General features: G+C 68.9%; 26 protein-coding genes. 14 read left to right on the top strand and 12 right to left on the bottom strand.

Going from position 1 to position 26,944, the window contains the following annotated elements; translation table 11 throughout:
• Positions 1-254: 254 nt before the first annotated feature.
• Positions 255-761, bottom strand: coding sequence for an Rv3235 family protein (locus E3O57_RS10905; protein WP_174776453.1), 507 nt, complete (start codon positions 759-761; stop codon positions 255-257).
• 205 nt (positions 762-966) lie between these two features.
• Between E3O57_RS10905 and E3O57_RS10900 the strand changes: the two genes are divergently transcribed.
• Positions 967-1,560, top strand: a complete 594-nt coding sequence (locus E3O57_RS10900; RefSeq protein WP_088455323.1) for a hypothetical protein — start codon at positions 967-969, stop codon at positions 1,558-1,560.
• A gap of 5 nt (positions 1,561-1,565) precedes the next feature.
• On the opposite strand, the gene E3O57_RS10895 is transcribed toward E3O57_RS10900, so the two are convergent.
• Entirely contained in the window at positions 1,566-1,889 is a 324-nt protein-coding gene (locus E3O57_RS10895; RefSeq protein ID WP_103460881.1) for a helix-turn-helix domain-containing protein, read from the bottom strand.
• 164 nt (positions 1,890-2,053) lie between these two features.
• Between E3O57_RS10895 and E3O57_RS10890 the strand changes: the two genes are divergently transcribed.
• Entirely contained in the window at positions 2,054-2,710 is a 657-nt protein-coding gene (locus tag E3O57_RS10890; protein ID WP_088455325.1) for an SAF domain-containing protein, read from the top strand.
• Between the two features lie 2 nt (positions 2,711-2,712).
• Positions 2,713-4,191, top strand: coding sequence for a septum formation inhibitor-activating ATPase (locus tag E3O57_RS10885; RefSeq protein ID WP_103479686.1), 1,479 nt, complete (start codon positions 2,713-2,715; stop codon positions 4,189-4,191).
• Here E3O57_RS10885 and E3O57_RS10880 read toward each other — a convergent pair.
• Together E3O57_RS10880 and E3O57_RS10875 are read right to left on the bottom strand one after the other, a co-directional pair.
• Entirely contained in the window at positions 4,179-5,870 is a 1,692-nt protein-coding gene (locus tag E3O57_RS10880; protein WP_103479698.1) for a DUF5671 domain-containing protein, read from the bottom strand. The two genes, E3O57_RS10885 and E3O57_RS10880, sit on opposite strands and share 13 nt — an antisense overlap.
• A gap of 5 nt (positions 5,871-5,875) precedes the next feature.
• Positions 5,876-6,379 carry a hypothetical protein gene (locus E3O57_RS10875; RefSeq protein WP_103479685.1) on the bottom strand — a complete coding sequence of 168 codons (504 nt, stop codon included), beginning with the start codon at positions 6,377-6,379 and terminating at the stop codon, positions 5,876-5,878.
• 49 nt (positions 6,380-6,428) lie between these two features.
• On the opposite strand from E3O57_RS10875, the gene E3O57_RS10870 reads away from it, so the two are divergent.
• The gene (locus E3O57_RS10870) at positions 6,429-7,922 is read left to right on the top strand and encodes a sensor histidine kinase (protein ID WP_088455328.1); all 1,494 of its coding nucleotides are present in this window, start codon (positions 6,429-6,431) and stop codon (positions 7,920-7,922) included.
• An 89-nt stretch (positions 7,923-8,011) separates the two neighbouring features.
• Here E3O57_RS10870 and E3O57_RS10865 read toward each other — a convergent pair whose 3' ends face one another.
• Entirely contained in the window at positions 8,012-8,260 is a 249-nt protein-coding gene (locus E3O57_RS10865) for a WhiB family transcriptional regulator (protein WP_035837005.1), read from the bottom strand.
• A 182-nt stretch (positions 8,261-8,442) separates the two neighbouring features.
• On the opposite strand from E3O57_RS10865, the gene E3O57_RS10860 reads away from it, so the two are divergent.
• Complete coding sequence (locus E3O57_RS10860) at positions 8,443-8,880, top strand: hypothetical protein (RefSeq protein ID WP_241990378.1); 438 nt, start codon at positions 8,443-8,445, stop codon at positions 8,878-8,880.
• Here the strand turns inward: E3O57_RS10860 and bcp are convergent, their stop codons facing one another.
• From bcp to aroA, 3 genes are read right to left on the bottom strand one after another with little or no spacing between them, the layout of a single operon-like run.
• On the bottom strand, positions 8,881-9,354 hold the full coding sequence (bcp, locus tag E3O57_RS10855; protein WP_103460872.1) for a thioredoxin-dependent thiol peroxidase: 474 nt from the start codon (positions 9,352-9,354) through the stop codon (positions 8,881-8,883).
• Between the two features lie 17 nt (positions 9,355-9,371).
• Positions 9,372-10,436, bottom strand: a complete 1,065-nt coding sequence (gene rsgA / locus E3O57_RS10850; protein WP_103460869.1) for a ribosome small subunit-dependent GTPase A — start codon at positions 10,434-10,436, stop codon at positions 9,372-9,374.
• Positions 10,437-10,446: 10 nt separating this feature from the next.
• Entirely contained in the window at positions 10,447-11,808 is a 1,362-nt protein-coding gene (gene aroA / locus E3O57_RS10845; RefSeq protein ID WP_088455331.1) for a 3-phosphoshikimate 1-carboxyvinyltransferase, read from the bottom strand.
• A 125-nt stretch (positions 11,809-11,933) separates the two neighbouring features.
• Here aroA and E3O57_RS10840 point away from each other — a divergent pair, with 125 nt between their 5' ends.
• Both E3O57_RS10840 and E3O57_RS10835 read left to right on the top strand, forming a co-directional pair.
• The gene (locus tag E3O57_RS10840) at positions 11,934-12,548 is read left to right on the top strand and encodes a sigma-70 family RNA polymerase sigma factor (RefSeq protein ID WP_241990380.1); all 615 of its coding nucleotides are present in this window, start codon (positions 11,934-11,936) and stop codon (positions 12,546-12,548) included.
• Positions 12,545-12,787: a zf-HC2 domain-containing protein gene (locus E3O57_RS10835; protein ID WP_088455333.1), complete on the top strand. Its 243-nt coding sequence runs from the start codon at positions 12,545-12,547 to the stop codon at positions 12,785-12,787. The genes E3O57_RS10840 and E3O57_RS10835 overlap by 4 nt, the downstream gene beginning before the upstream one ends.
• 11 nt (positions 12,788-12,798) lie before the next feature.
• Here E3O57_RS10835 and E3O57_RS10830 read toward each other — a convergent pair whose 3' ends face one another.
• Positions 12,799-13,128 (bottom strand): hypothetical protein, encoded by a 330-nt coding sequence (locus tag E3O57_RS10830; protein ID WP_103479683.1) that lies wholly within the window; start codon positions 13,126-13,128, stop codon positions 12,799-12,801.
• Positions 13,129-13,287: 159 nt separating this feature from the next.
• Between E3O57_RS10830 and E3O57_RS10825 the strand changes: the two genes are divergently transcribed.
• From E3O57_RS10825 to E3O57_RS10815, 3 genes are all read left to right on the top strand, one after another.
• The gene (locus E3O57_RS10825) at positions 13,288-13,743 is read left to right on the top strand and encodes an Asp23/Gls24 family envelope stress response protein (RefSeq protein ID WP_103460862.1); all 456 of its coding nucleotides are present in this window, start codon (positions 13,288-13,290) and stop codon (positions 13,741-13,743) included.
• A 103-nt stretch (positions 13,744-13,846) separates the two neighbouring features.
• Entirely contained in the window at positions 13,847-14,110 is a 264-nt protein-coding gene (locus tag E3O57_RS10820; RefSeq protein ID WP_088455336.1) for a GlsB/YeaQ/YmgE family stress response membrane protein, read from the top strand.
• Between the two features lie 142 nt (positions 14,111-14,252).
• A complete protein-coding gene (locus E3O57_RS10815) occupies positions 14,253-16,457 on the top strand; it encodes an MMPL family transporter (RefSeq protein ID WP_103479682.1) in 2,205 nt (734 codons plus the stop codon).
• 61 nt (positions 16,458-16,518) lie between these two features.
• Here the strand turns inward: E3O57_RS10815 and E3O57_RS10810 are convergent, their stop codons facing one another.
• Positions 16,519-20,322 carry a multifunctional oxoglutarate decarboxylase/oxoglutarate dehydrogenase thiamine pyrophosphate-binding subunit/dihydrolipoyllysine-residue succinyltransferase subunit gene (locus E3O57_RS10810; RefSeq protein ID WP_088455338.1) on the bottom strand — a complete coding sequence of 1,268 codons (3,804 nt, stop codon included), beginning with the start codon at positions 20,320-20,322 and terminating at the stop codon, positions 16,519-16,521.
• Between the two features lie 134 nt (positions 20,323-20,456).
• Between E3O57_RS10810 and E3O57_RS10805 the strand changes: the two genes are divergently transcribed.
• The 3 genes from E3O57_RS10805 to E3O57_RS10795 all read left to right on the top strand — a co-directional run bounded on the left by E3O57_RS10805 (position 20,457) and on the right by E3O57_RS10795 (position 24,463).
• Positions 20,457-21,896: a GuaB1 family IMP dehydrogenase-related protein gene (locus tag E3O57_RS10805; protein WP_088455339.1), complete on the top strand. Its 1,440-nt coding sequence runs from the start codon at positions 20,457-20,459 to the stop codon at positions 21,894-21,896.
• Positions 21,897-22,028: 132 nt separating this feature from the next.
• On the top strand, positions 22,029-23,399 hold the full coding sequence (locus E3O57_RS10800) for a hemolysin family protein (RefSeq protein WP_103460856.1): 1,371 nt from the start codon (positions 22,029-22,031) through the stop codon (positions 23,397-23,399).
• A complete protein-coding gene (locus tag E3O57_RS10795; RefSeq protein ID WP_103479681.1) occupies positions 23,396-24,463 on the top strand; it encodes a hemolysin family protein in 1,068 nt (355 codons plus the stop codon). Before E3O57_RS10800 ends, E3O57_RS10795 begins: the two co-directional genes overlap by 4 nt.
• Position 24,464: 1 nt before the next feature.
• On the opposite strand, the gene E3O57_RS10790 is transcribed toward E3O57_RS10795, so the two are convergent.
• On the bottom strand, positions 24,465-25,316 hold the full coding sequence (locus tag E3O57_RS10790; protein ID WP_103460854.1) for a Cof-type HAD-IIB family hydrolase: 852 nt from the start codon (positions 25,314-25,316) through the stop codon (positions 24,465-24,467).
• 105 nt (positions 25,317-25,421) lie between these two features.
• On the opposite strand from E3O57_RS10790, the gene E3O57_RS10785 reads away from it, so the two are divergent.
• Positions 25,422-25,799 carry a VOC family protein gene (locus E3O57_RS10785; protein WP_088455342.1) on the top strand — a complete coding sequence of 126 codons (378 nt, stop codon included), beginning with the start codon at positions 25,422-25,424 and terminating at the stop codon, positions 25,797-25,799.
• Between the two features lie 4 nt (positions 25,800-25,803).
• On the opposite strand, the gene E3O57_RS10780 is transcribed toward E3O57_RS10785, so the two are convergent.
• Complete coding sequence (locus E3O57_RS10780; RefSeq protein ID WP_241990377.1) at positions 25,804-26,940, bottom strand: NADH:flavin oxidoreductase/NADH oxidase; 1,137 nt, start codon at positions 26,938-26,940, stop codon at positions 25,804-25,806.
• Positions 26,941-26,944 lie beyond the last annotated feature (4 nt).

Below are 26,944 nucleotides of genomic sequence, written 5' to 3'. Positions count from 1 at the left end.
CGCCGCCGCGCCCGCCGTCGCCGACGCTGAACCGGCCGTGCCGGCCGGCCCGCCGCAGCGCGGTGCCTTCGGCCAGCGCGCCGAGTCCGACACCCCGGCGGCCAACAACCGCGCCGAGCGTCGCACCCAGGGCAAAAAGAAGTAAGCAGCACGCGGCCAAACAACTGGGCCCGGTGCGGACAATTGCGTCCGGTACACCGGGCACAGTTGTCCGCTCGGGCAACAGTCGGCCGGCCGCAGGGGCGTCCGCAGGGTCAGAGCACGTTGATGGCGCTGGCCCGCCAGCGGTTGTCCAGCCCTTCCAGGCGCACCGCGACGGCGCGCACGCGCACCTTGCTGTGCACGATCACGACGGCCTCGATGATGCCGTCCCTGGGTTCGTTGATGCTCACCCGGCCGATCGTGATGGCGGGGCGTTGCGCGCGCTGCCCCTTGACCGCGCGGGCCCTGGCCGAGAGCACCACCCGCTTGAGCAGGTGCCTGTAGACGTCGTCGCTCACCCAGCGAGCCAATTGGTCGAGCTCCCTGGCGCCGGCCAGGACCTCGATGACGCACCGGGTGAGGTTGATCAGCAGGGGCTCCGGATCGGGGAGCACGGCGCGGGACGTCGGTTGATGGTCGAAGAAATCGTCGGACTGGAATCCCTCGGCGGACTCGCGGGTGACGTCGGGAGCGGCCGCGCCGGGGGGAGTGCCCCGGGGATTGGGGCCGTTCGCAGACGGCGAAAGCAGGGGGTCGGGCTCGGCAAGTGGATCGCTCATGGGTTGCTCCAGATGCATGGATCCGTGGTGTCGACGAGGAGAGCGGGCTGTTGTGGCTGTCTAACGGGTGGAACACCGGATCGACCCCGAGACGGCTGAGGCCTTGGGCGACACTCAACCACCCGAAAACCGGTCTGTCTAGGCTTGTCCGGGCGGCTGTGGATAACGTCAGCGTCGCAGGCGGCCAGCCGACTACCGTCGGGGTGTGCGCTGGGACAATCTGTTCGACGACCTCGAAAGTCAGCTCGAGAACGAGTTGAACGCCGAGGACCTCGAGCTGCGCGCGGAGGAGGAGCGGTTGCGCCTGGGCCGGCTGGCGCTCCGTCAACGGCTGACCGGCGTGGTCAACGGTCCGGCGCCGTCACGGGTGCTCAGGGTGGTGCTTGTCGACGGCCAGGTCCTCACGGTGCGACCGACCACATTCGGCAGGGACTGGCTGGCCGCCGACCTCCTCGAAGCCGGTACCGGCAGCCCGCAGTGCATACTCCCGTTTGCGGGTATCGGCGCAGTCATCCTGCAGCCCGATCAGGTGCCGGACTCGCTGGCGGTCGAGACGGGGGCGCCGGCCCGGCTCGTCGACCGCATCGGCCTCTCGTTCGTTCTGCGAGATCTGTGCCGGCGCCGCAAGAGCCTGCAGATCCAGACCGGGGTGGGGCCGGTGACCGGGACCATCGACAGGGTGGGCCGGGATCATGTGGACCTGGCGGTGCACGCGCCGGGTACCCTTAGGCGGGCCGGTGAGGTGCGGCAGTACCGGATCGTGCCGCTGAACCAGATCCACCTGGTGCGCCTGGACTGAGACGATCAGGGCGGGGTGTCGTCGCCCGTTGGGGGATCGGTGAGCTCGTCGGGGCGCAGAATCCGGCCCCCGGACAGCTCGGGGATGTTGCCGAAGTCGGACTGTTCCCAGAGCGACAGCCGGCGGGCCTCCTCGTACTTCGCCTCGATGTATGACTCGAGCACGACCCGCTCCACCCGCCAGGCGCCGGTGGCGCCGATGCGGATGGCGGGCAGCTCACCGGTTCGCACCAGATCATTCGCGGCGGCGAGCGAGAGATTCAGGATCTGGGCGGTGTCGGCGAGCGTCAGGAATCGGCCCACCGATGCGGAGGATACGGGATCGCTCATGAGAACGATTATCCGTCGTGTTCGCCGATCCCGTGGGGTGAGCCGACGACCTGTGGATAACTTCAGCGCGCTGCTCCAGGTCCCGTCACGATGGTAGCCAGCCTGAACCTGGCGAGACAGTGGATAAGCGAGACAGTGGATAAGACAGTGGACGAGGTGCGCGGATGAGGACAGGACAGCCGGCCGGTTCGGGCCGACCGACGACATCGACGAAGACCCGGTTCTGGTTCGATCCACGGTTCGCACTCGGCCTGGTTCTCGTCGTGGCCTCCATCGTCGGGGTCAGTGTCGTCGTGGCCGGCAGCGACCGCACCGTCGCGGTGTATGCGGCCAGGGTGCCGCTGGCCGTCGGCGATCGTCTGGACGCGGCCGACCTGGTCGAGACCGAAGTGCGGATCGGGGCGGCTGTGGAGCTGTACCTCACCCCCTCCCTGGTCCCCGCCGACGGCCTGGTCGTAACGCGCACCGTCACCGCCGGCGAACTCGTCCCGGCGGCCGCCGTGGGAACCCGGGCGGGCGAGGCCGTCACGAGCCTGGTCCTCGACCTGCGCGGGAGGCTGTCGACGAGCCTGGCGGCCGGGTCCGTCGTGGATGTGTGGTCAGCCGGCGAGGTCGAGAGCGGCCTGTTCGGCCCTCCGGCCGTCCTCGTCGGTCGTGCGGCCATCGTGCGCATCCTGGAGCCGTCCGGACTGATCCAGTCCGGTGACGGCCGAGCCGTGGAGGTGCTGGTGCCCAAGGACAAGGTCGCGGCGGTGCTGGAGGCGATTGCCAACGACGAGGCGCTGTCCCTCGTGGCCGTGAACGCCCCGATCGGAGGCTGACGATGACGCTGCTAGCCCTGGCCCTGGACCGGGAGACCGAGGACCGGCTGCTCGCCGACATCATCGAGCACGGGCACGTGATCGTCGCCCGGCCGGCGAACGTGCGCGAACTGCTCGCCGCGATCGACCGGCACGACCCAGAGGCGCTGATAGTGGGAGCAACGGCCGGCACCCTGACCATCGAGGTACTCGCGGCCAGCGACGCGAACGGCATCCGCGTCGTCGCCCTCGCCGCGACGGAAGTGGAGCGCCGCTACGCCGCCGAGCTCGGGCTGCACGAGGTCGTCGACGCCGAGGCCGCCTGGGCCGAAATCGAACGCGTGCTGACGGAGGGCGGCGATATCCCGCTGCGCATCGACGATGACCCACCGCCCGACGCCGTCCCTCCCGTACTGCCCCGACGGTCCGGCTCCGGACGACGGGCGAAAGAGGGCCGGCGAGCCGATCGGCCGGAGGCGCGTCGGGCCCGCCGCCGACCCAGGGCCGAGACCCCCACCGCCGACTCCGCGGCCGGCGACCCGTACGCATCCGACCCGTACGCATCCGACGCATTCGAGTCGGACCCGAACGCGTTCACCGACGACGTCACCGCGGGACTCACCGGATCGGGCACCGTGATCGCAGTGTGGGGTCCGGCCGGGGCTCCCGGCCGCACCACCCTGGCCATCAACATCGCGGCCGAGATCGCGGCCGCGGGTCACACCGTGGTGCTGGCGGACGTCGACACCTACAGCGGTTCGATAGCGCCGAGCCTGGGCCTCCTCGATGAGGCGCCTGGATTCGCGGCGGCCTGCCGGCTGTCCGGTTCCGACACCCTCACGCCGGTCGAACTGGAACGCATCGCCCACCGCTACAACTCGCCACGGGGCGCCTTCTGGGTGTTGACCGGGATCGGACGACCGTCCAGGTGGCCCGAGTTGTCGGCGGAACGGGTCAGCGGCACGATCTCGGCGTTGCGGCGCTGGGCCGACTACGTGGTGCTCGACACGGGGTTCAGTCTGGAGAGCGACGAGGAGATCTCGAGCGACCTGTTCGCGCCCCGCCGCAACGCGGCGACACTGGCCGCCCTGGGGATCGCCGACCGGGTGGTGGCCTGCGGTCTGGCCGACCCTGTGGGCATGGCCAGGTTCCTGCGCGCCTGGAGCGATCTCACCGACGTGATCAGCACCCATCGGGTGTACGTCGTGATGAACAGGGTGCGCTCCAGCGCCGTCGGCCCGGCTCCCGCCGCCCAGGTGAGCAGTGCGCTGCGGCGGTTCGGCGGCATCGACGCGGCCGTTCTGGTGCCGCATGACCAGGCCGGGGTTGATGCCGCTGTGCTGTCCGGGCGCACCCTGCGGGACGCGGCGCCGCGGTCACCGGCCCGGTTGGGCATCCTCGCCCTCGTCCGCGACGAACTGCTGCCGGCCCCGGATGCCCACCCCGCCCGGCGGCCGTGGCGCCGGGTCTTCGCCTGGCGGCGAACGGCTCAGGCCACCTGAGCCGCCGCCACCGGGATCACCGTGAGTGTGCCGTCGACGCCGACTATCAGCAGGACCCTGTCGCCGCTGACGCCGTGCAGGGCCTGCTCGACGTGCGCCGGATTCGGCAACACCGCGGTCCCGCCGGCCCGCTGCCAATAGACCACGGGTGCGCCGGTGAGTCGGCGCAGATGCGTCACGACGGGCTCCGCGCCGGGACCCATGACCAGCACCAGCTCGCCGACCACCCCGGCCGGCGGGGCGGCTGGGGCGCTGGCAAGCGGAGCCGGGGGAGCGGTCGCGGCGACCGCGGCGACCGCGGCTCGGTCCTGGCGCCAGACCGTGAAGTGATATCCCGCCACCAGAGCGGTGGCCGCCAGCAATCCGAGGGGCGCTCGGATACGGTCCAGGAGCCCGGGGTCGCCGGCCAGAACGGTGTCGAAGAGTCGGAAGCCGATGACCAGGAGTGTGATCAGGGCGACGATGGCGCTGATGCCGAATACCACCACGAGATAGACGCTGCGGCCGGCGGAACGGCGAGGGTCGGCCGCCGGCCCGGTGGCCGGCCGCCAGGTGAGCCACCACACCGGCCCGCCGACCAGCAGCGAGCTGATGCCGCCGAGCAGCAGGGTGCGGGGGTCCGACCCGGCCAGCGGAGTGGTCGCGGTGGCCAGGAGCGCGTTCACGATGACCCCGAGCCCGGTCGCGGCGGCGACCAGCGAGATTCCGCTGGTCACGAGGGTGCTCGCCTGGCGCACAGCGGCGGTCCGCCGACGCACCACCCCGCGGTGATAGACCCAGATCAGGCCGCCGACGAGGGCTGCAGCAATCGCCGGCCCCAGCGGCTCACACACCACCGCAACGGCGTCGGTGCTGTCGACGGCCAGCCGTAGCAGCACGAACACGACGGTGCCGGTACCGGCCAGGGTCAGCAGGGCACCACCCAGGATGCCGACACCGACCAGGGCCACCCCGGCCAGGGCGGTCCCGGCGGTGCGGCCACCGTCGCGGCGCCAGTGCCACCACCAGACCGAAGCGCCGCCGGCCGCCCAGACCAGGGCCTGCACGGCACCGGTCCACCAGGGCGACCCCACTGACCCGGCCGCACCATCCGTGCCCAGCCCGACGGCGAGGGCCTCGTCCACGAGTATCGTGAGCGCCGTCACCGCGCCGCCGGCCCCGATCACCAGCCCGAACGTGCCGCCGAGCACCGCGGCGGTGCCGGGCAGCCGGGTGGGCCGCCGGTCGGTTCGGCGCAGCACAAACCCGTGCCCGGCCCACACGCCCGCCCAGACCAGACCCGTCGCCGTCTCGGCGGTGACGGCCTCAGCGGTCACGGCGGCGGCGACGGCGCTCAGCAGCGCCGTGGCTGAAACGACCAGGGCGAGCGTGCCCATGCCCACCAGGTACAACGCCCAGGCCAGCGACGCCCGCTCCGGCGGATCGACCAGGCGGCGCCAGACGAACCAGCCCAGAACCGCCGCCAACGGTCCAGCGATCAGGGTGAAGGTCAGCGACACCGCGAGGCCGACGGTGTCGGTGCCGGCGAGCTGCTCACCGGTGACCACGTCGAACAGCCGGCCCAGCAGGTCGCGCACACCACTCGCCGTGAGCACCACCAGCACGAAGAGGATCGTGTACACCACGACCCTGCGCACGATCGGTGCGGCACCTGGACGCGGCGGGGTCGCCGCCGTCATCGCGGTCACGGGGTGTCTCCCTGGCTGCGGGGCGGGCACACGGTGAGTCGCCACGGTGCCTCGTCGATGAGCCAGTCTCCGTCGACCCGCACCAGCTCGAAGGCCTCCTCTGCTTCATACTCCGACGACCCGAACGGTCCGCTGCCGTACGAGGTGACGATCAGCACCCGCACGTCGGCGGTCGAGCCTCGTTCGGTGGTGTCGACGAGGCTGATCCGGATGTCGTCGGTGGCCGACGAGTCCGCCGCGGTCTCCCCGCTGTCGCAGTCCGCCAGTGCGGCAGCGCTCAGGTAGCGGGCTGCGCTCGTCTCATCGCCGTCCAACACCGCCGTCGAATATCGCTGCACCACCCCGCCGGGCGTGCCGGCGTCGAGGAGGGCGGGCTCGCTCCGGGTGAACACCACGACGAGAGCCACCGCGACGAGAAGGATGATCAGGCCCAGGACCACCCAGAGCGCCGGGTCTCGCCGGGCGGGCGATGCGGGAGTCGGAGGAACAGCAGAGGTCATATCGAGAGCATGGCGTATCCGCCGCTGCGGCACCACATAGGCTGGTCACGTGTCGACGCTCAGTGATCTCGTACTTGCCCAAGGCCGCAACAGCGCGGAGGACGTCGACTGGCTGCACATGCTGGTATCCGACGGCCAGCTGCTGGCCGACCTCGCCTTCGCCGACATCGTCGTGTGGGTGCCGACGCTCGGTGGCAGCTTCGTCGCCGTCGCCCACGCCCGGCCGTCCAGCGCCGCCACCCTGTTCTACCGGGACTTCGTGGGCCAGGAGATCAAGGCCGAATGGCGCAAGCAGGTGACCGAGGCCTTCGACACCGCAAAGATCATCGACACCACGGCGCCGGACTGGTACGAGGAGACCCCCACCAGGGTGCGGGCCATCCCGGTGCGCCGCCGCATCAGTTCCAGCGGCGCCGAGATCACTCCGGAGCCCATCGCCGTACTCACCCGGCACACCAACCTCAGCGAGACGCGCACCCCCGGCCGTCAGGAGCTGACCTTCAACGACTGCGCGAACGACCTGTTCGCCATGATCGCTTCCGGCGACTTCCCCGACCTGGGTGCCCCGACCGGTCCTCGGCGCGGCGCCCCCCGGGCGTCGGATGGCCTGATCCGGCTGGATCTGGACGGCGTCACCACTTTCGCCAGCCCCAACGCGCTCTCCGCGTTCAACCGGATGGGCTTCGCCGACGAACTCGAGGGCGAGTCGCTGGCCGAGGTGACGACGAGCCTGCTCTCCGGCAAGGCTGTGGTCGACGAGTCCCTGCCTCTGGTTGTGACCGGCCGGGCCCCGTGGCGCACCGACATCGAGGCCCGAGGGGTGACGGTGTCGCTGCGCGCCATCCCGATCCGCAACCGGGGCGAACGGATCGGCGCCATCGTGCTCTCCCGCGATGTGACCGAGCTGCGGCACCAGGAGCGCGAGCTGATCACCAAGGATGCCACCATCCGGGAGATCCACCACCGGGTCAAGAACAACCTGCAGACCGTGGCGTCGCTGCTGCGCATCCAGGCGCGGCGCACCCACTCCGACACCGCCCGCGAGGCCCTCAACCAGGCCATGCGCCGGGTGGCGGCCATCGCCGTCGTGCACGACACCCTGTCCTCGGGCCTGAGCCAGAACGTGGACTTCGACGCCGTGTTCGACAGGGTGCTGCTGCTGATCGCCGAAGTGGCCTCTGCGCACAACACCACGGCGCACCCGAAGTCGTCCGGCAGCTTCGGCATCCTGCCCAGCGCCTACGCCACCCCGCTGGCCCTGGCACTGACCGAGCTCGTCACCAACGCCGTCGAGCACGGACTCGCCGGCCGGGAGGGCGAGGTCGCCATCGAGGCCGAGCGCAACGAGGAGACCCTCACCGTGCGCGTCCGTGACAACGGTTCGGGGATGCCGGAAGGCAAGGTCGGATCCGGGCTCGGCACCCAGATCGTCCGCACGCTCATTCAGGGTGAGCTCAGCGGCACGATCGACTGGCACACCATGATGGACAGCGGCACAGAGGTCACCATCGAGATCCCGCTGCGCTTCATGGAATTCGACTGATCGAATCAACCGGCGGCACCGCGTCGCGATACAACAAAACGGGCGAGCAGCCGAAGCTGCTCGCCCGTTTAGAAGCTAGAGGAGAGGCTCTAAGAGGCGCGGCGTGCGCGGGCGGCGCGGCGCTTGAGGGCGCGGCGCTCGTCTTCGCTGAGGCCGCCCCAGACGCCGGAATCCTGCCCGGTCTCGAGAGCGTACTGAAGGCAAACCTCCGTGACGTTGCAGCGGGCACAAACGGATTTGGCCTTCTCGATCTGGTCGACTGCGGGACCAGTGTTACCGACCGGGAAGAAAAGTTCCGGGTCAGCGGTAAGGCAGGCTGCTTTATCGCGCCAATCCATAGGGGTGCTCCTTTATTGCGGGGGGATGCCTGGCCGATCGGCCGAAGATGCGGGGATGCCCAGGTTGCAGGAAGGTCAGATCTGCGAAGAGATCTGCTCACCACCCTGTGAGCGTCAACCGGGCCTTAAATATGGTCCCATAATAGGGATGTCAAATCAATAGTTTTGTATGGGATATCGCTGTGAGACAACCGTTCGACCCCAGCCAGGACGGCCTGGACGCGCCCAAGCCGGCCCGTCGGTCCCGCGCGCTCATCGCGCTGGTGCTGCTCCTGGCCGCCGAAGCCGCCCTGCTCTGGGCGGCCGTGCTGTGGCTGATCCTGGAGCTGCTGACCGACCAGCCCGCCTCCTTCGCCAGCGCACTGGCGATTCTGGTGCTCACCATCGTCGCCGCGGTCTGGGTGTCGGCCATCACCGTCGGCGCGCTCCGCGGGCGTTCCTGGATCCGGGCGGCGGCCGTGACCTGGCAGCTGGTTCAGGTCTTCGTCGCCATCGGCTGTTTTCAGGGCCTCTACGCCAGGCCGGACCTCGGCTGGGCGCTGCTCATCCCGTCGGTGCTCGTGATCGTGCTGCTGTTGACCCGCAGCGTGGTCGAGGCCACGAGCCGCCGCGAGCCCTAGTTAGATCCCGAGCTTCTTGCGCAGGCTGGCAACGTGGCCGGTAGCCTTCACGTTGTAGAGGGCCAGGGTCACCAGACCGGCCTCATCGATCACAAAGGTCGAGCGCAGCACGCCCGTGACGATTTTGCCGTAGAGGTTCTTCTCTCCCCAGGCGCCGTAGGCGCGGTGCACGGCGAGGTCCTCGTCGCTGAGCAGCGGGAAGGTGAGGTGATCGTTCTCGGCGAAGGACGCCAGCTTCGCCAAGGTGTCCTTGGACAGGCCAAGCACCTGGTACCCGGCCGCGGCGAGCGAGCCCAGGCTGTCGCGGAAGTCGCAGGCCTGGGTGGTGCAGCCCGGGGTCATGGCGGCCGGGTAGAAGTACACCACGACCTTCTGGCCGCGGTAGGAGGCCAGGCTGACGGAGGCGCCGTCCTGGTCGGTGAGGGTGAAGTCTGGGGCCGTGTCGCCGGCTGCGAGCCGCGTGGAATCCGTCATGGAACCCACGCTACCGGTCAGTTCTCACCCGGGCGGTGCGCCGGCGCGGCCGCGAAGGTGGCCAGGAGGCGCTGGAGCGAGTCCAGGCGGGCCTTTCCGGTGTCGCCCAGGGTTCCGGCAGCCACGGCCTCGTTGATGGCGCAGTCCGGCGAGCTGGGCAGGTGCGTGCAGCCGCGCGGGCACTTCTCGGCGATGGTGGCCAGGTCGGTGAAGGCGCGCAGGATGTTGTCGGTGTTGATGTGGCCCAGGCCGAAGGAGCGCACGCCGGGGGTGTCGATGACCCAGCCGCGTCCGGCATCCGTTTCGAGCCGCAGCGAGATCGTCGACGAGGAGGTGTGCCGGCCGCGGCCGGTGACGGTGTTGACCACGCCGACGGCGCGGTGTGCGTCGGGCACGAGGGCGTTCACCAGGGTGGACTTGCCCACGCCGGAGTGGCCCACGAAGACGGTGTCGTGGCCGACCAGCGCCGCGGAGATTTCCTCGAGGGGCATGGCGTCGTCGCGGCTCTGGAATACGGGCAGGTCCAGGCCGGCGAAGTTGTTCAGGAACTCGGCGGGGTCGGCGAGGTCGGTCTTGGTGATGCAGAGGATGGGGGAGACCCCGGCGTCGTAGGCGGCGACGAGATAGCGGTCGACGAGACGGATGCGCGGTTCCGGGTTGGCCGCGGCCACCACGATGAGCATCTGGTCGGCGTTGGCCACGATCACGCGCTCCACGGCGTCGGTGTCGTCGGCGCTCCGTCGCAACAGGGTCTCGCGGGCAACGATGCGCACGATGCGGGACAGGCTGCCCTCGGCGCCGGTGGTGTCGCCGACGATGTCGACGCGGTCGCCGGTGACGACGGCGTGCTTGCGCAACTCGCTGGCGCGCGCGGCGGTGACCCGGCGTTCGGTGGGCTCGTTCTCGTCGAGCATCACCGTGTAACGACCGCGGTCGACCGAGAGGATGCGCCCGGTCAGGGCGTCGCCGTGCTCCGGCCGGGTCTTGGTGCGCGGTTTGGTGCCCTTACGGCCCGGGCGAATCCGCACGCTCGATTCGTCGAACTCCGGCTCATCGTCATCCGGGCTCGACCACCAGGTCATTCTGTGCCCGTCACGAAGCGACCGGCCCGGACACCAGGCCGTGCCACAGCTCGGCGAACTGCGGGAGGGTCTTCGCCGTCGTGCCGATGTTCTCCACCTCGACACCCGCGACGACCAGCCCGAGCAGCGCTCCGGTGGTGGCCATGCGGTGGTCGTCGTAGCTGTGCCAGGTGCCGCCGTGCAACGGCCGCGGCTCGATGGCGAGTCCGTCCGGCAGTTCGGTGACGTGGCCGCCGAGATTGTTGATCTCCGTCGCCAGGGCGGCGAGCCTGTCGGTTTCGTGGTGGCGGATGTGGCCGATGCCGGTGATGGTGCTCGGGGAGTCGGCCAGGGCGGCCAGGCCCACCAGGGTGGGGGCCAGCTCGCCGCCGGTGGACAGGTCGAGATCCACCCCGGTGATCCGGCCGGTGCCGGTGACCGTGAGCCTGTCGCCGTCGACGGTGACGGTGGCGCCGAAGCGCGGCAGCAGTTCGGCCAGGTGGGCGCCCACCTGGGTGGTCGTGGTCGGCCAGCCCGTGATGGTGACGCTGCCGCCGGCGACCAGAGCCGCGGCCAGGAACGGGGCGGCGTTGGAGAGGTCGGGTTCGATGTCGACCTCGGTGCCGCGGATCGGACCCGGTTCGACACACCAGACGCCGACCTCGGGGCTGGTGACGGTGACGCCGCGCTGCGCAAGGGTGTGAATTGTCATCTCGATGTGCGGCAGGCTCGGCAGGCGCTCGCCGGAGTGGCGCAGCCGCAGGCCGTTGGTGAAGCGGGGGGCCGCGAGCAGCAGGCCGGACACGAACTGGCTGGAGGAGGACGCGTCGATGGTCACCTCGCCACCGTCCAGGCCGCCGGTGCCGTGCACCGTGAACGGCAGGGCACCGCGACCGTCGTCGTTGATGTCGGCGCCCAGCGCGCGCAATGAACTGATCGTGGTCTTCATGGGTCGGCGTTTGGCGCCGGCGTCACCGTCGAAGGTGGTCGGGCCCAGCGCGAGCGCGGCGACCGGCGGCAGGAACCGCATCACGGTGCCGGCCAGACCGCAGTCGATCGTGGTGGAACCGAACAGCTCGCCTGGCGTGATGCGCAGGTCGGGGCCGTATTCGCCGTCACCGTCGACGGACTCGATGGTTGTGCCGAGCTGCCGCAGTGCGGCAACCATGAGGTCGCTGTCCCGCGAGTGCAGCGGGGCGCGAAGCACCGAGGGTGCGTCGGCCAGGGCCGCCAAGACGAGTTCGCGGTTGGTCAGCGACTTGGAGCCGGGCAGCGACAGGGTGGCCGTCAGCGCTCGCGGCGCGACGGGGGCCGCCCACAGGGCATCCGTCTCTTCGGGCGAATTGTCGCCGTATGGATCGAACTCCGGCTTGGAATATCTCGAGATCAACATCGGTTATCAGAATAGTCGGGATTGCCGATACACAGTGAGGCACAGGAGGTCACGTGAGCGCATCCACGCTTATGGAACGCACGGCCGCGACGCCCAGCGGCGTCGACGGCTTAGAATTGCCCGTGATGACAACAGATACAACTGCCAAGCGGGACCTGTTCGAAGCACAGGCCATGCCGTTCATCGACCAGCTCTACGCAGCGGCGATGCGGATGACACGGAACCCCTCTGACGCCCAGGACCTCGTGCAGGAAACCTTCGTCAAGGCGTTTGCGTCGTTCAAGCAGTTCGAGCAGGGCACCAACCTCAAGGCGTGGCTGTACCGGATCCTCACGAACACCTTCATCAACACCTATCGCAAGAAGCAGCGAGAGCCCTACCAGGGCACCATCGACGACCTCGAGGACTGGCAGCTGGGCGGCGCCGAATCCACGACGGCGACGTCGAGCCGCTCCGCGGAAGCCGAAGCGATCGACCACCTGCCCGACAGCGCCGTCAAGGACGCCCTCCAATCGATCCCGGAGGACTTCCGCCTGGCGGTGTACTTCGCCGACGTCGAAGGCTTCTCCTACCAGGAGATCGCCGAAATCATGAAGACACCCATCGGAACGGTGATGAGTCGCCTGCACCGTGGCCGCCGCCTGCTGCGCGAGCTGCTGGCCGGTTACGCCCTCGAGCGCGGACTCGGCACCGGCCAGAGCGCACCGATCAAGAAGACATCCGGGAGCACAAGAAAATGACCGATTGCGGTTGCGAGAAGGCCAAGGCCGAACTCGAAGAGTATCTGCACAACGAACTCCGCAAGGAGGACGCCATCGACATCCGGGAGCACCTGGAGCACTGCCCGGACTGCCGCAGCGAACACCACGTCGGGCGCACCCTCACCGAGGTGATGCAGCGGGCCTGCAAGGAGACCGCTCCCGAGGACCTGCGCGATCAGGTCTTGCTGCGGCTGCGTGCCATCCAGTCAGCGCACTGACGGCCGACGCACTAGCCGATCCGCGCCACCTTCACTTCGATCGTCGTCACGGCAGGGTCGCCTGACTCGACGAAGTACTCCTCGATGGTGTCGTAGACCCTGCGGCAGACCTCCGTCGCCGCGTCAGCGTCCGCGATGCCGATGGCGACGGATGCCGTGACGCCCTCCTCCGTCTCGGTCAGCGTGACGAATTCCGGAGCCGTCGGCTTCGCCGTGATCGCCCCGACAACCTGGTGCACCACGGTGGCCACGATGGGCGCTGCCGGGTAGAGTTCGTCAACGCCCGGAACCTGTTCGACGGCTGCGGCCAGCTCCTCGGTGGGCTTCGTGGATGTGCTCATGACATCTCCAGTCTCGGGGAGCGGGTGGTACCAGATCAGTGTAGATCTTCGGCGCTGAAAAAACTTTCCTGCGAATCCGTGACGAATCGAGCGTGGGCTGCGTCGTAACTTAGACGATGCAATTTCTGCCCTCATCGCGGACTACCAAGGAGTTTCCAGATGTTCAGTAGCACCCCCGAGCAGCCGACCTCGGCCACCACCCTGCCGGCCAACGCCGGCGAGGTGACCGACGGCGCTGTCGACAGGGTGGGGCAGGGCGTCACGACCATCAAGGACAGCGTCATCGCCAAGGTGGCCGGTCTGGCCGTGCGCGAGGTACCGGGCGTGCACTCCCTGGGCAGCGTGCCGACCAGGGCCCTCGGTGCGATCCTCGACGCCATCAGCAGTGCCGACGTCAACCCCGGCATCTCCGTCACGGTGAGCGACGACGACGTCGCCGTCGAAATCGTGCTCGTCGCCGACTATCCGGTGCCCCTGACGGCTCTCGCCGATCAGGTCCGCGCCGCGACGACGCGAGCCATCGAAGGTTTGGTGGGAATCGCGGTGTCAACCGTGAACGTGACCATCACAGACATTTACGTGGCCAAGGAACCCGACGACAATGACGTCGCTTAGGTTCCCGGCCGCGTAATCAAGCCGGCTCGCAAGAGCCCGGTCGGACATGCACAGCACGTCCGAAACACCAGCAGTACCCACACCAACAGAAATGAGACACTCCATGGGGTTTTTCGGATTCCTTCTTCTCGGCCTCCTCGCGGGCGCCATCGCCAAGCTGATCCTCCCGGGCAACCAGGGTGGCGGATGGTTCATCACCCTTCTGCTCGGCGTTGTCGGCGCACTGCTCGGCGGATTCCTCGGTAGCGCCCTCTTCGGCGCACCGCTTGAAGACTTCTTCTCCATCCAGACGTGGCTCCTCGCCATCGGCGGATCCATCATCGTTCTGCTCATCTACGGCTTCGCCGTGGGCCGTCGCAAGGCGTAACAGCAGCGGGGTCTCCCCGGAGTGAAAAGGCGGCACTCGCACCCACAGGGTGCGGGTGCCGCCTTTTTCGATTTCCCGGTCACGATCTTCCAACTTTCGGACGACGCAGCGGTTTGCACGCTCGCCTACGCTCGGGACTGTGATGAAGACGACTGACCCCGCACCGCACTCAGACCCGGAGCGCCGGACCCGACGGACCGGCTCCGGCAGCCGGGTGCCGCTCTGGCTGCGCATCCTGATACCCACGATTCTGATCCTGGTCTGGTTCGTCATGTTCGGTGCCGGCGGGGCGTCGTTCGGCCGGATCAGTGACGTGTCTACCAACGACCAGGTGCAGCAGCTGCCGGCCAGCGCCGACGCCACCAAGGTGCAGGCGTTGCAGGCCGAGTTCCGGGGGGATGACGTGCTGCCCGGTGTGCTGATCTACGAACGCTCCGGCGGACTCACCGAGGCCGACCAGGCCGCGATCACCGACCAGATCGCCGACCTGGCCCAGCTGGACGGCGTCGTGACCGAAAGCGTGTCGCCGGCGATCTTCTCCGAGGACGGGGAAGCGGCCGAGGCGATCCTCACCCTCGACACCGCCATCACCCCGGCCGACACCGTCGAGTCGATCCGCGCCTACCTCGCCGAGAACCCCATCGAGGGCGTCGATACCTATGTCACCGGACCGGCGGGCCTGATCGCAGACCTCACCGGTGCGTTCGCCGGCATCGACGGCATCCTGCTGCTCACCGCCCTCGCGGCCGTGCTGGTGATCCTCGTGATCGTCTACAGATCGCCGCTACTGCCGGTCATCGTGTTGTTCACCAGCCTCGCGGCGCTCTGCGCCTCGGTGCTCGTGGTCGTCGCGCTGGCCAGCGCAGATGTGCTGATCCTGACCGGACAGACGCAGGGCATCCTGTTCATCCTCGTGATCGGGGCAGCGACGGACTATTCGCTGCTCTACGTCGCCAGGTTCCGCGAAGCCCTGCGGGACCACGAGAAGAAGTGGGATGCGACGCTCGTCGCCCTGCGCGGTTCGTTCGATCCGATCCTGGCCGCCGGCGGCACCGTGATCGTGGGTCTGCTGTGCCTGCTGTTCAGCGACCTGAACTCCAACAAGGCCCTCGGCCCGGTCGCCGCGATCGGCATCGGCTTCGCCCTCCTGGCCGCACTGACCCTGCTGCCGGCGCTGATGCTCTGGGCCGGCCGTGCCGCGTTCTGGCCGGTGCGCCCGAAACTCGGCTCCGCCCACCCCGGCCTCGACGGCGACAACGCGAAGGGGGCCTGGCCGTGGCTGGCCAAGCTGATCAGCCGCCGGGCCCGGCTCATCTGGGTCGCAAGCACGCTCCTTCTCGCCGTCGCCGCCATCGGCGCGTTCCAGTTCAAGGCGGATGGCGTTTCACAGAGCGAATTCGTGCTCGGCACCTCAGAGGCCCGGGACGGCCAGGCCGTGGTCGGGGAGCACTTCCCCGGCGGATCCGGCACCCCCGCCGTCATCATCGGCCCGGAGTCGGAGCTGCAGGCGATGACCGATGTGCTGCTCGCCAACGACGGCGTCGATTCCGTCACCGTGCTCTCCGAGGAGTCCGTCAGCGGCACCCTGCCGGTGACCGGCGACGGAGTGCAGGCGTTCGGCCCTCCGGGCACCCCGGTGGGCGAGCCGACGGTGATCGATGGCGAGGTGATGCTGCAGGCGACCCTCACCGACGTGGGTGACTCCGCCCCGGCCGAAGCCACGGTGCGCGAGCTCCGGGTGGCCCTGGACGACGTGGCCGGCACCGTGCTGGTCGGCGGCACCACGGCCATCGCCGTGGACACCACCGACACGGCCATCCATGACCGCAACCTGATCATCCCGATCATCCTCGGCGTGATCCTGGTGATCCTGATGCTGCTGCTGCGCTCGATCCTCGCGCCGGTGCTGCTGATAGCCACCGTCGTGCTCTCGTTCGCCGCCGCGCTCGGTGTGGCGTCGTGGGTCTTCGACGGCCTGCTCGGGTTCCCCGGCGCTGACCCGGTGGTTCCGCTGTACGGATTCGTCTTCCTGGTGGCCCTCGGGATCGATTACAACATCTTCCTGATGACCCGGGTGCGAGAAGAGTCCATCCGGTTCGGGACCCGGACCGGGATCCTGCGCGGACTCGTCGCCACGGGCGGGGTGATCACGTCGGCCGGTCTGGTGCTCGCCGCCACGTTCGCCGCGCTGGGCGTGCTGCCGATCCTGTTCCTGGCCCAGCTTGCGTTCATCGTCGCGTTCGGGGTGCTGCTGGACACCTTCGTGGTGCGCTCGCTGCTGGTGCCGGCCCTGGCCCACGACATCGGCCCGAAGATCTGGTGGCCGAGCAAGCTCGCCAAGTCCTGACCACCTCGTACGAAGAAGGGCCGCACCCTGGCGGGTGCGGCCCTTCTTCGTGTGCGTTGCGTTACAGGGTGAGCGCGCTCTTGAGCAGCTCGGTCTGTTCCGCGGCGTGACGCTTGGCCGAACCGGCGGCGGGAGACGCGGACGCGGCCCGCGAGAACAGGCGGATCGGGCGGGTGCCGAGCTTGTTCGTCTGCAGGTAGAAGAACGGCCAGGCACCCTGGTTCTCCGGTTCGTCCTGCACCCAGGCCAGTTCGGCGTTCGGGTACTGCTCGGCGACCTGCTTCAGTTCGGCGCCGGGCAGCGGGTAGAACTGCTCCAGGCGCACCAGGGCGATCTCGGGGTTCGGGTTCTTCTCCAGGTCGGCCAGCAGGTCGTAGTACAGCTTGCCGGCCATGAACAGCACCCGCTTGACGGCGGCCTTGTCCTGGATCCGCGCATCGTCGATCACCGGTTCGAACTTGCCGCTGGTGAAGTCGGCGACCGGGCTGGTCGCTCCGCGCAGGCGCAGCATCGACTTCGGTGTGAAGACGATCAGCGGGCGACGCGGACGCATGTACGCCTGCCGGCGCAGCAGGTGGAAGTACGACGCCGGCGTCGACGGGCGGGCGACGGTCATGTTGTTCTCGGCGCACATCTGCAGGTACCGCTCGATCCGGGCGGACGAGTGGTCGGGGCCCTGACCCTCGTAGCCGTGCGGGAGCAGCAGCACAACGCTGGAACGCTGGCCCCACTTCTGCTCGGCCGAGGAGATGAACTCGTCGATGATGGTCTGGGCGCCGTTCGCGAAGTCACCGAACTGGGCCTCCCAGAGCACGAGGGCATCGGCCCGCTCCACGGAGTAACCGTATTCGAAGCCCATCGCCGCGTATTCGCTGAGCAGGGTGTCGTAGATCCAGAACCGGGCCTGGTTCTCGCTGAGATTCGCCAGCGGCAACCACTCTTGGCCGTTCATCCGGTCGTGCAGCACCGCGTGACGCTGCACGAAGGTGCCGCGGCGGGCATCCTGGCCCGCGAACCGCACCGGAGTGCCCTCCAGCAGCACCGACCCGAGCGCGAGCAGTTCGCCGAAGCTCCAGTCGATGTTGCCGTTGCGGCTCATGTCGAGGCGCTTCTGCAGCAGCTGCTGCAGCTTGTTGTGCACGGTGAACCCGGCCGGCTTGTTGTTGAAAGTGTCGCCGATGAGGTGCACGACGCTTTCGGGCACCCCGGTGGTCTCGGGTTCACCGACGGCGTCGTCAGGGGCGCCGTGGCCGGCGAGTCCGCGGGCCGCCGCGGCGGCTTCGCCGGGCGTGATGATCGGGATCGACGAGGTCTGGGCGGCGTGCGTTTCCAGGAACGCCCGTTCCAGGCGGTCCTGGAAGTCGGCGTGGGCCGCTTCGAACTCCGCCTGGGTGATGTCGCCGCGTCCGACCAGCGCCTCGGTGTAGAGCTTCCGCACGCTGCGCTTGGCCTCGATGAGGTTGTACATCAACGGCTGCGTCATCGAGGGGTCGTCGCCCTCGTTGTGGCCGCGTCGGCGGTAGCAGACGAGGTCGATCACGACGTCGCGCTTGAATTCCTGCCGGTACGCGAACGCCAGTTCGGCGACCCGCACGACGGCTTCGGGGTCGTCGCCGTTCACGTGGAAGATCGGGGCCTGGATGGTCTTGGCCACGTCGGTGGAGTACACCGAGGTGCGGCCCTCACCGGGAGGCGTGGTGAAGCCGACCTGGTTGTTGACGACGAGGTGGATGGTGCCGCCGGTGCGGTAGCCGCGCAGCTGAGACATCTGCAAGGTCTCGAGCACCACGCCCTGGCCGGCCATGGCGGCGTCGCCGTGCACCAGGACGGGCAGGGTGGAGAACGTGCCGATGGGCTTGCGGTCCTGCTTGGCGCGCACGATGCCCTCGAGCACACCGTCGACGGCCTCGAGGTGGGACGGGTTGGCGGCCAGGTACACGGCCACTTCCTCGCCGTTGGTGCCGCGGAAGGTGCCCTCGGTGCCGAGGTGGTACTTGACGTCGCCGGAGCCCTGCACGCTGCGGGGGTCCTGGGTGCCCTCGAACTCGCGGAAGATCTGGCCGTAGGTCTTGCCGGCGATGTTGGTGAGCACGTTCAAGCGGCCGCGGTGGGCCATGCCGATGCAGACCTCGTCGAGGCCGGCCTCCGCGGAGCCCTGCAGGATCGCGTCGAGCAGCGCGATGGTGGACTCGCCGCCCTCGAGGCTGAAGCGTTTCTGGCCGACGTACTTGGTCTGCAGGAACGTCTCGAACGCCTCGGCCTCGTTGAGCTTGCCGAGAATGCGCATCTGCTCGTCGTGGGTGGGCTTGACGTAGGTCTTCTCCATCTTCTCCTGCACCCACTTGCGCTGGGCCGGGTCCTGGATGTGCATGTACTCGATGCCCGTCGTGCGGCAATACGAGTCCCGCAGCACGCCGAGGATGTCGCGCAGCAGCATCGTGCGCTTGGTGCCGAAACCACCGGTGATGAACTCGCGGTCCAGGTCCCAGAAGGTGAGGCCGTGGCTGGCGATGTCCAGGTCGGGGTGGGTGCGCTGCTGGTACTCGAGCGGGTCGATGTCGGCCATCAGGTGGCCGCGCACGCGGTAGGCGTTGATCAGTTCCTGCACGCGGGCGGTCTTGTCGACGGCGCTGGCCAGGTCGACGCTGATGTCGGGGGCCCAGTGGATGGGGTCGTACGGGATCCGGATCGCGGCGAAGATGTCTTCGTAGAAGTTGTGCTGGCCGATGAGCAGCTCGTGCACGATCTTGAGGAACTCACCCGAGCCGGCACCCTGGATGACCCGGTGGTCGTAGGTGCTGGTGAGGGTGATGGTCTTGGAGATGGCCAGGCTGGTGAGCGTCTTGACGCTCGCGCCCATGAACTCGGCCGGGTAGTCGAGCGCGCCGGCGCCGATGATGCAGCCCTGGCCCTTCATCAACCGCGGCACCGAGTGCACGGTGCCGATGCCGCCGGGGTTGGTCAGTGACACCGTGGCGCCGGAGAAGTCGTCGGCGGTGAGCTTGCCCTTGCGGGCGCGGCCGACCAGGTCTTCGTAGCTGGTCAGGTACTCGCCGAAGGTCATGGTGTCGGCCCGCTTGATGGCCGGGACCATCAGCGAGCGGGTGCCGTCGGGCTTGGGTAGGTCGATTGCGATGCCCAGTCCCACGTGGGCGGGGGCGATCACCGAGGGCTTGCCGTCCTGCTCGTCGTAGTAGACGTTCTGGCTGGGGAACATCTTGAGCGCCCGGATCAGTGCCCACCCGATCAGGTGGGTGAACGACACCTTGCCGCCGCGGGCCCGCTTCATGTGGTTGTTGATCACGATGCGGTTGTCGATGAGGAGCTTCGCCGGGATGGTGCGCACGCTCGTCGCGGTGGGCACGGTGAGGCTGGTGGCCATGTTGGCCGCGAGGCTCTTGGCCATGCCGCGGAGCGGGGTGACGACATCCTGCGGGGGAGTGGGCGCGACGGCGGAGACCACGGGCTGCGGGGTGGTGATCGGGGCGTCGGCGGGAACTGGCTCCGGCTTGGGGGCGATCGACGTGGTGCGGGCCGTGCGCGGGCCGCCGAGAACGGGGATCGGCGCGGTGATCGGGTGCGCTTCGGCCGTCGGTGTCGCGGGTTCCTCTGCCAGCGGGGGAACCTCTGCGGCGGCGGGGGCGATGCTCGAGGCAGCACCCTCGGAGGCCGGGGCGTCCTGCTCGGCCTGCTTCGGCGCCGTTGCACTCTGGTGGTAACTGTCCAGAATCGGCCACCAGGCCCGATCCACCGAGTTCTTGTCGATGAGGTAACGTTCGTAAAATTCGTCTACGAGCCATTCGTTGGCTCCGAATTCAGCAGAGGCCGTTTCTTCGGACCCACCGCCGGTCAACTGGTTCGACACAGCTGATCGCCCACTCTCTTCGTTGATTCTGATTGTCCATGGCGATCACAACCGCCGGGTCAGTGTGTTGATATCAAGACTAATCCCATCGAGGTGCTGCACCGGTACGGCTTGGGAGGACTAGCGTTAAAAACATGCAGTTCTATGGAGCGGTTCCCCGCCACGATTTGACCTATTCCGACGTCTTCCTGGTGCCCAGCCAGTCTGCGATCAGCAGTCGGCTCGACGTGTCCCTCGCGCCGGGAGACGGCACCGCGGCCACGATCCCGATCGTCTCGGCCAATATGAACTCGGTGACCGGTCCCCGCCTGGCGGCATCTCTCGCCCGGCGTGGCGGCCTCGGCGTGTTGCCGCAGGACATGCACCTGCAGGACCTGGATGCGGCCATCCGCTGGGTGAAGTCGCAGCCCGTGCAGTACGACACCCCGTTCGTGTTCGCCCCCGACGCCACCGTGGCCGACGCGCTGCGCCAGGTCCCGCCGGTCACCGGTCAGGGCCTGGTCATCCACGACGGTGACGATACCTACCTGGGCTGCATCGACGCGGCCAGGCTCGCCTCGGCGTTACCGGACGCCCGCCTGGGCGATCTGCTGCACGGCCCGCTCACCTCCCTCGACGCCGAAGACATCGACGGGCCGCGCAGCGCTTTCGACGTGATGACGGCCGCCGACCTCGACTTCGCGCCGGTGTTGCTGCGCGGCAAGCTGATCGGCACGCTCAGCCGCAAGAGCGCCCTGCGCTCCACGCTGTACCAGCCGGCCGTCGATGCGTCCGGCCGGCTCCTCGTCGCCGCCGCCGTCGGGATCAACGGCGACGTCGCCGCCAAGGCCCGCGCGCTCGCCGCCGCCGGCGTCGACGTGCTCGTGCTCGACACCGCGCACGGCCACCAGGCCGGCATGATCCGCGCGCTGCGCACGGTTTCGGAGCTCAAGCTCGGCATCCCCATCGTGGCCGGCAATGTGGTCACCGCCGACGCCGTCGAGCACCTCGTCGGCGCCGGGGCGAACATCATCAAGGTGGGCGTCGGGCCCGGCGCCATGTGCACCACCCGCATGATGACGGCCGTGGGTCGCCCGCAGTTCTCCGCCGTGATCGAGACCGCCGAAGCCGCCGGCAAGCTCGGCGCACACGTCTGGGCGGATGGCGGGGTGCGCTACCCACGCGACGTGGCGCTCGCGCTCGCCGCCGGGGCCGCGTCGGTGATGATCGGGTCCTGGTTCGCGGGCACCATCGAAGCGCCGGGCACCCTGGACACCGACGCATCCGGCGCCCTCTACAAGGAGAGCTGGGGCATGGCATCGACCAAGGCCGTGCAGCAGCGCTTCGACAGGCTCGACGCCTACGAACTGGCCCGCAAAACCCTGTTCGCCGAGGGCATCTCGTCCTCGAAGATCTACCTGGACCCGTTGCGTCCCTCGCTCGAAGACCTGCTCGACATGATCACGTCCGGGGTGCGCAGCTCGTTCACCTACGCGGGGGCGGCCAGCGTGGCCGAATTCCACGACCGGGCGAAGGTCGGAATCCAGTCCGCAGCCGGCTATGAAGAGGGCAAGGCGCTCGTGGTTTCCTGGTAACGCAGGCGTGCTACCGCACAGGCAGCCCCGGTATAGTTGACCCTCTAATGGACGACCCCCCTTCTGCGAATTCACCCGACCATAAACCCTCGCCCGTGACCCGCGGCGGTGCTGCCCGTGTATGAGTGGATCATGCTCGGGATCGGCCTGATCCTGACCCTGGGCACGGGCCTGTTCGTGGCCAGCGAATTCGCGCTGGTCAACCTCGACCGATCCGACCTCGAGGCGCGCCGCGACCGCGGGGAAACCCGCCTGGCGATGACCATCGCCGCGCTCAAGATCACCTCGACGCACCTCTCCAGCGCCCAGCTGGGTATCACCCTGACGACCCTGCTCACCGGGTATGCGCTGGAGCCCGCGATCAGTTCCCTGCTCGCGGGACCGCTGGGCCTGGTCGGCATCCCCGAGCCCGCGGTGCCGGTGGTGGGATCGGCCGTCGCCATCGTGCTCGCGACCCTGGTCTCGATGATCGTCGGTGAGCTCGTGCCCAAGAACTTCGCCCTGGCGCTGCCGATCCAGACCGCCAAGGTCGTCATCCCGTTCCAGACCGTGTTCACCACGGTGTTCAAGCCCGCGGTGACCGTGCTGAATGAAAGCGCCAACGGCCTCCTCCGGATGGTCGGCATCGAACCCAAGGAAGAGATCTCCGGGGCCCGCACTGCCGAGGAACTCTCCTCGCTCGTGCGCCGGTCCGCCAGCGCCGGCCTGCTCGAGGCCGACACGGCGACCCTGCTGCACCGCACCCTGCTGTTCTCCGGGCACACCGCATCCGACGTGATGACCCCCCGCCCCCGGCTCGCCAGCATTCAGCGCAACGCCAGCGCGCAGGCCGTCATCGACCTCACCAGGCAGACCGGCTACTCCCGCTTCCCCGTCATCGACGAGAGCGCCGACGACGTCGTCGGAATCGTCCACGTCAAGCAGGCCGTGGCCGTACCGCGCAAACGACGCTCGGACGTGCCGGTGTCGGCCCTGCAGTCCGAAGCACTGCGCGTGCCGGAGACCATGAAGCTCGACGGGTTACTCGGCGAGCTGCGGGGCCGCGGCTTCCAGATGGCCGTCGTCGTCGACGAATATGGCGGAACCGCCGGCGTCGTCACCCTGGAGGACCTGGTGGAGGAACTCGTCGGCGAGGTCGCCGACGAGCACGACCGCACCAGGGCCGGCATCGTGCGCTCGCAGGGCTCCCTGACCTTCCCCGGCATGCTGCGGCCGGACGAGCTGCACGAGCGGGCCGGCCTGACCGTGCCAGAGGACGGCCCATACGAGACCGTCGCCGGCTACGTGATGAGCGAACTCGGCCGGCTGCCCGTCGTCGGCGACCTCGTGCGCATCGCCACCGGTGAACTGCGGGTGGAACGGCTCGACGGCCGTCGCATCGACCGCTTGCGCTACACCCCTGACCCTGTCGAACCCGGCGCGCCCGCGACCGGCGCCGTGCGCACCATCCAGAAGGCACCAGTGACCACTTCATCACAGACCAAGCGGGTGAGCGGCCGATGAACGACTGGGCCGGACTCGGCTGGCTGTTCGTGCTGCTGCTCGGCAACGCGTTCTTCGTCGCCGCCGAATTCGCCGTGATCTCAGCGCGCCGCTCCCAGATCGAACCCCTCGCGGAGGCCGGCAAGCGCAGCGCCAAGACCGCGCTGTGGGCCATGGAGCATGCCACGCTGATGCTGGCGACCTCCCAGCTGGGCATCACGGTGTGCTCGCTGCTGATCCTGAACGTGTCGGAGCCGGCGATCCACCACCTGCTGGAGATCCCGCTGAAGCTCACCGGGCTCCCCGAAGAGGCCATCGGCACCATCGCGTTCATCATGGCGCTGCTCATAGTGTCGTACCTGCACGTCGTCTTCGGCGAGATGGTGCCCAAGAACCTCTCATTCTCGATCCCGGACCAGGCCGTCCTGATCCTGGCCCCGCCGCTGGTGTTCTTCGGCCGCCTCGTCAAGCCCGTCATCGTGGCCCTGAACTCCACCGCCAACGGCGTGCTGCGCCTGTTCGGTGTTGCACCCAAGAACGAGGCTACGAGCACTTACACCCTCGACGAGGTGGCAACCATCGTCACGCAGTCCACCAGGGAGGGCGTGCTCAGCGACGACTCCGGCGCGCTGTCAGCGGCGTTCGAGTTCACCACCAAGACGGCCAAGGACATCGCCGTGCCGCTGGACCAGCTGGTCACCCTGCCGGAATCGGCCACCCCCGCCGACGTGGAGAAGGCCGTCACCCGGCACGGATTCTCGCGCTACGTGCTCGACTACGAATCCGGCGAGCCCAGCGGTTACATTCACCTCAAGGACGTGCTCGGCCTGGACGTCGACCCGGTCGACCCCGTCGACACCGGCAAGACCGGCTACACCGACCCGATCCCGGCCAAGCTGATCCGCCAACTGGTGTCGATCTTCGAGGACACCGACCTCGAGGATGCCCTGGCCACCATGCGCCGCTCCGGCGCACACCTGGCCCGCACCTTCACCGTCACCGGTGACGCCACCGGAGTGCTGTTCCTGGAGGACATCATCGAGGAGCTCGTCGGCGAAGTGCAGGACGCCACCCGCCGGCTCTAGGTCAGGCCGTTGCCAGCGCCGGCAACGCCGCGAGGATGCTCGTGATGACGCCCTCATCCAGGTTCGACGGAGCCTGGTGCCTGGCCCGCGCGCGGATGCTCGGGTGGCCGTTGGCGACGGCATAGGAGTGCCCGGCGGCGTCGAGCATCTCGGCGTCGTTCAGGTAATCGCCGAAGGCCATGGTCTGCTCCCGGCTGATGCCCAGGTGCTGCTGCAGACGGATGAGCGCCGTACCCTTGTTGGCTCCCGGCCGCATGATGTCGACCCAGTTGGCGCCGGAGACGACAACATCGGCGGCCAGGTCGAGGGCGCGAACGGCCGGTCCGGTGCGGGTCTCGGCGCGGCCGGCGTCGAAGATCGCCAGTTTGAGCACGTCATCGTCCGCGGCGGCCACCGTGACATCGGCGACCGTTGCCAGGGCCGCGTAGTACGGACGCACCTGCGCGACGAAAGCCTCATCGGTCCGTTCGATGTACGCGGACCTGGCCCCGCACACCACGATGCCCAGGTCGGCGCCGGCGGCGGCCTGGGCCCGCACCCACTCGACGACCGGGGCGATGATCGATCCGACGACGGGTTCGATGGCGATGCTGACGCCGTCCCGCACAATGTTGGTGCCGTTCTCGGCGATGTAGACCAGCCCGTCCCGGTCGCCGAAGACGGCCTGCAGCGTCTGGTACTGACGCCCGCTTGCCGGGGAGAACAGGATCCCGGCCGCCAGGATGCTCTCCAGCAGCGGCCAGAAGCGCTCGGGGACCGCTCCGTCGGCGTCGAGCAGGGTGCCGTCCATGTCGCTGGCGATCAGGCGGATGTCGGTCGGCCGGCTGGTGGCGGTCTCACTCGGGTGGGTCATTCGGTCCAGCCTAGTTCTTCTCGCCCGGCGACGACCGGGCCCCCTCGTGGGCCTGGGGCACCCGGCGTACCCTGACAGGCATAGCTGGAAAGCGAGGACACACTCATGTTGAGTCAACTGGAAACCGTGGCGGTCCTGCCCGCCAGGGACATCAAGCGGGCCCGGTCCTTTTACACCGACAAGCTCGGCCTGGAGCCCACCGACGTCCGCGAGGGCGAGATGCGCTTCCGCACCCCCTCCGGCGGGTCGGTGCTGGTGTACGAAACCGAGAACGCGGGCACGGCCAAGAACACGGCCCTGATCTGGATGGCCGACGACGTCGACGCCGAGGTCGCCCGGCTGAGGGAGGCGGGGGTGGTGTTCGAGGAGTACGACCTGCCCGGCCTGAAAACCGAGAACGGCATTGCCACCACCGACCAGGAACGTGCCGCCTGGTTCAAGGACTCGGAGGGCAACATCCTCTGCGTCGCCCAGGAGGTATAGGTCGCTAGACCGCCGGCCAGGCTGCCCTGGCGTACTGGCCGGGCCAGTAGTCCAGTGGCACGCCCAGCTCGGCGGCGGCGCGGAGGGCGAAGTGCGGGTCGCGAAGGAACTCGCGGCCGAGCATGACGGCATCCGCCGCGCCGGAGGCAACGATCTCGTTAGCGTGTGCGGCTGTCGTGATGAGCCCGACGGCGTTGACCGGTACGGCGGCAGTGTCCTTGACGAATTGCGCCAGGGGAACCTGGTACCCGGGGGTCAGGGGAATCTGCACGCCCGTGACGTTGCCGCCGGAGGACACGTCGAAGAAGTCGGCCCCGGCCTGGGCGGCCCACCCGGCGACGACGGCGGTCTCCTCCACACTCCAACCGTCGACTGTGTAGTCGGTGGCGGAGAACCGCACCAGTAGCGGAACACTCTCGCCGACCTCGGCCCGGACGGCCTTCACCACGCGCAGGAGCAGGCGCGCCCGGTTCTCCAGTGAGCCGCCGAACTCGTCGGTGCGCTGATTGCTCAGCGGGGACAGGAACTGGTGCAAGAGGTAGCCGTGGGCGGCGTGCAGTTCCAGGACGTCGAAGCCGGCGACGATGGCGCGTCGAGCGGCCGTGACGAAGTCGGCGACGACGGCATCGATGCCCGCGTGGTCGAGTGCCATCGGTGCCGCGTAGCCGGGGAAGGCGATGGCGGAGGGCCCCAGCGTCGGCCAGCCGCCCTGGTCGGCGGGCACGCTGCCGTGCAGGCTGGTGCCCCAGGCCGGCCAGGTGGACGCCTTCCGGCCGGCGTGGGCGAGCTGGATGCCGGCGGTGGCGCCCTGCCCGTGCAGATAGTCGACGATGTGCGCCCAGGCGGACGCCTGGGTGTCGTTCCAGATCCCGGTGTCCCGGTCGGTGATGCGGCCCTCCGGGCTGACGGCGGTGGCCTCGGTGACGATCAGCCCGGCGCCGCCCGCGGCCATCGAGCCCAGGTGCACCAGGTGCCAGTCGGTCGGCACGCCGTCCCGCTCGATGACGGAGTACTGGCACATCGGCGCGACCCAGAGCCGGTTGCGAATGACAACCTCGCGCAGGCTGATCGGGTCGAACAGGGAGACCGCCGCGGCGGAATCGGCTGCGGCGGGGGCGAGGACGGTGCTGATATCGGACACCGAA

The sequence above is a fragment of the Cryobacterium sp. TMN-39-2 genome (assembly GCF_004402745.1).
GTDB classification, from domain to species: Bacteria; Actinomycetota; Actinomycetes; order Actinomycetales; family Microbacteriaceae; genus Cryobacterium; species Cryobacterium zongtaii.
Note: the sequence above shows the minus strand (reverse complement) of the source record. Positions and strands in the feature narration are given on the sequence as shown.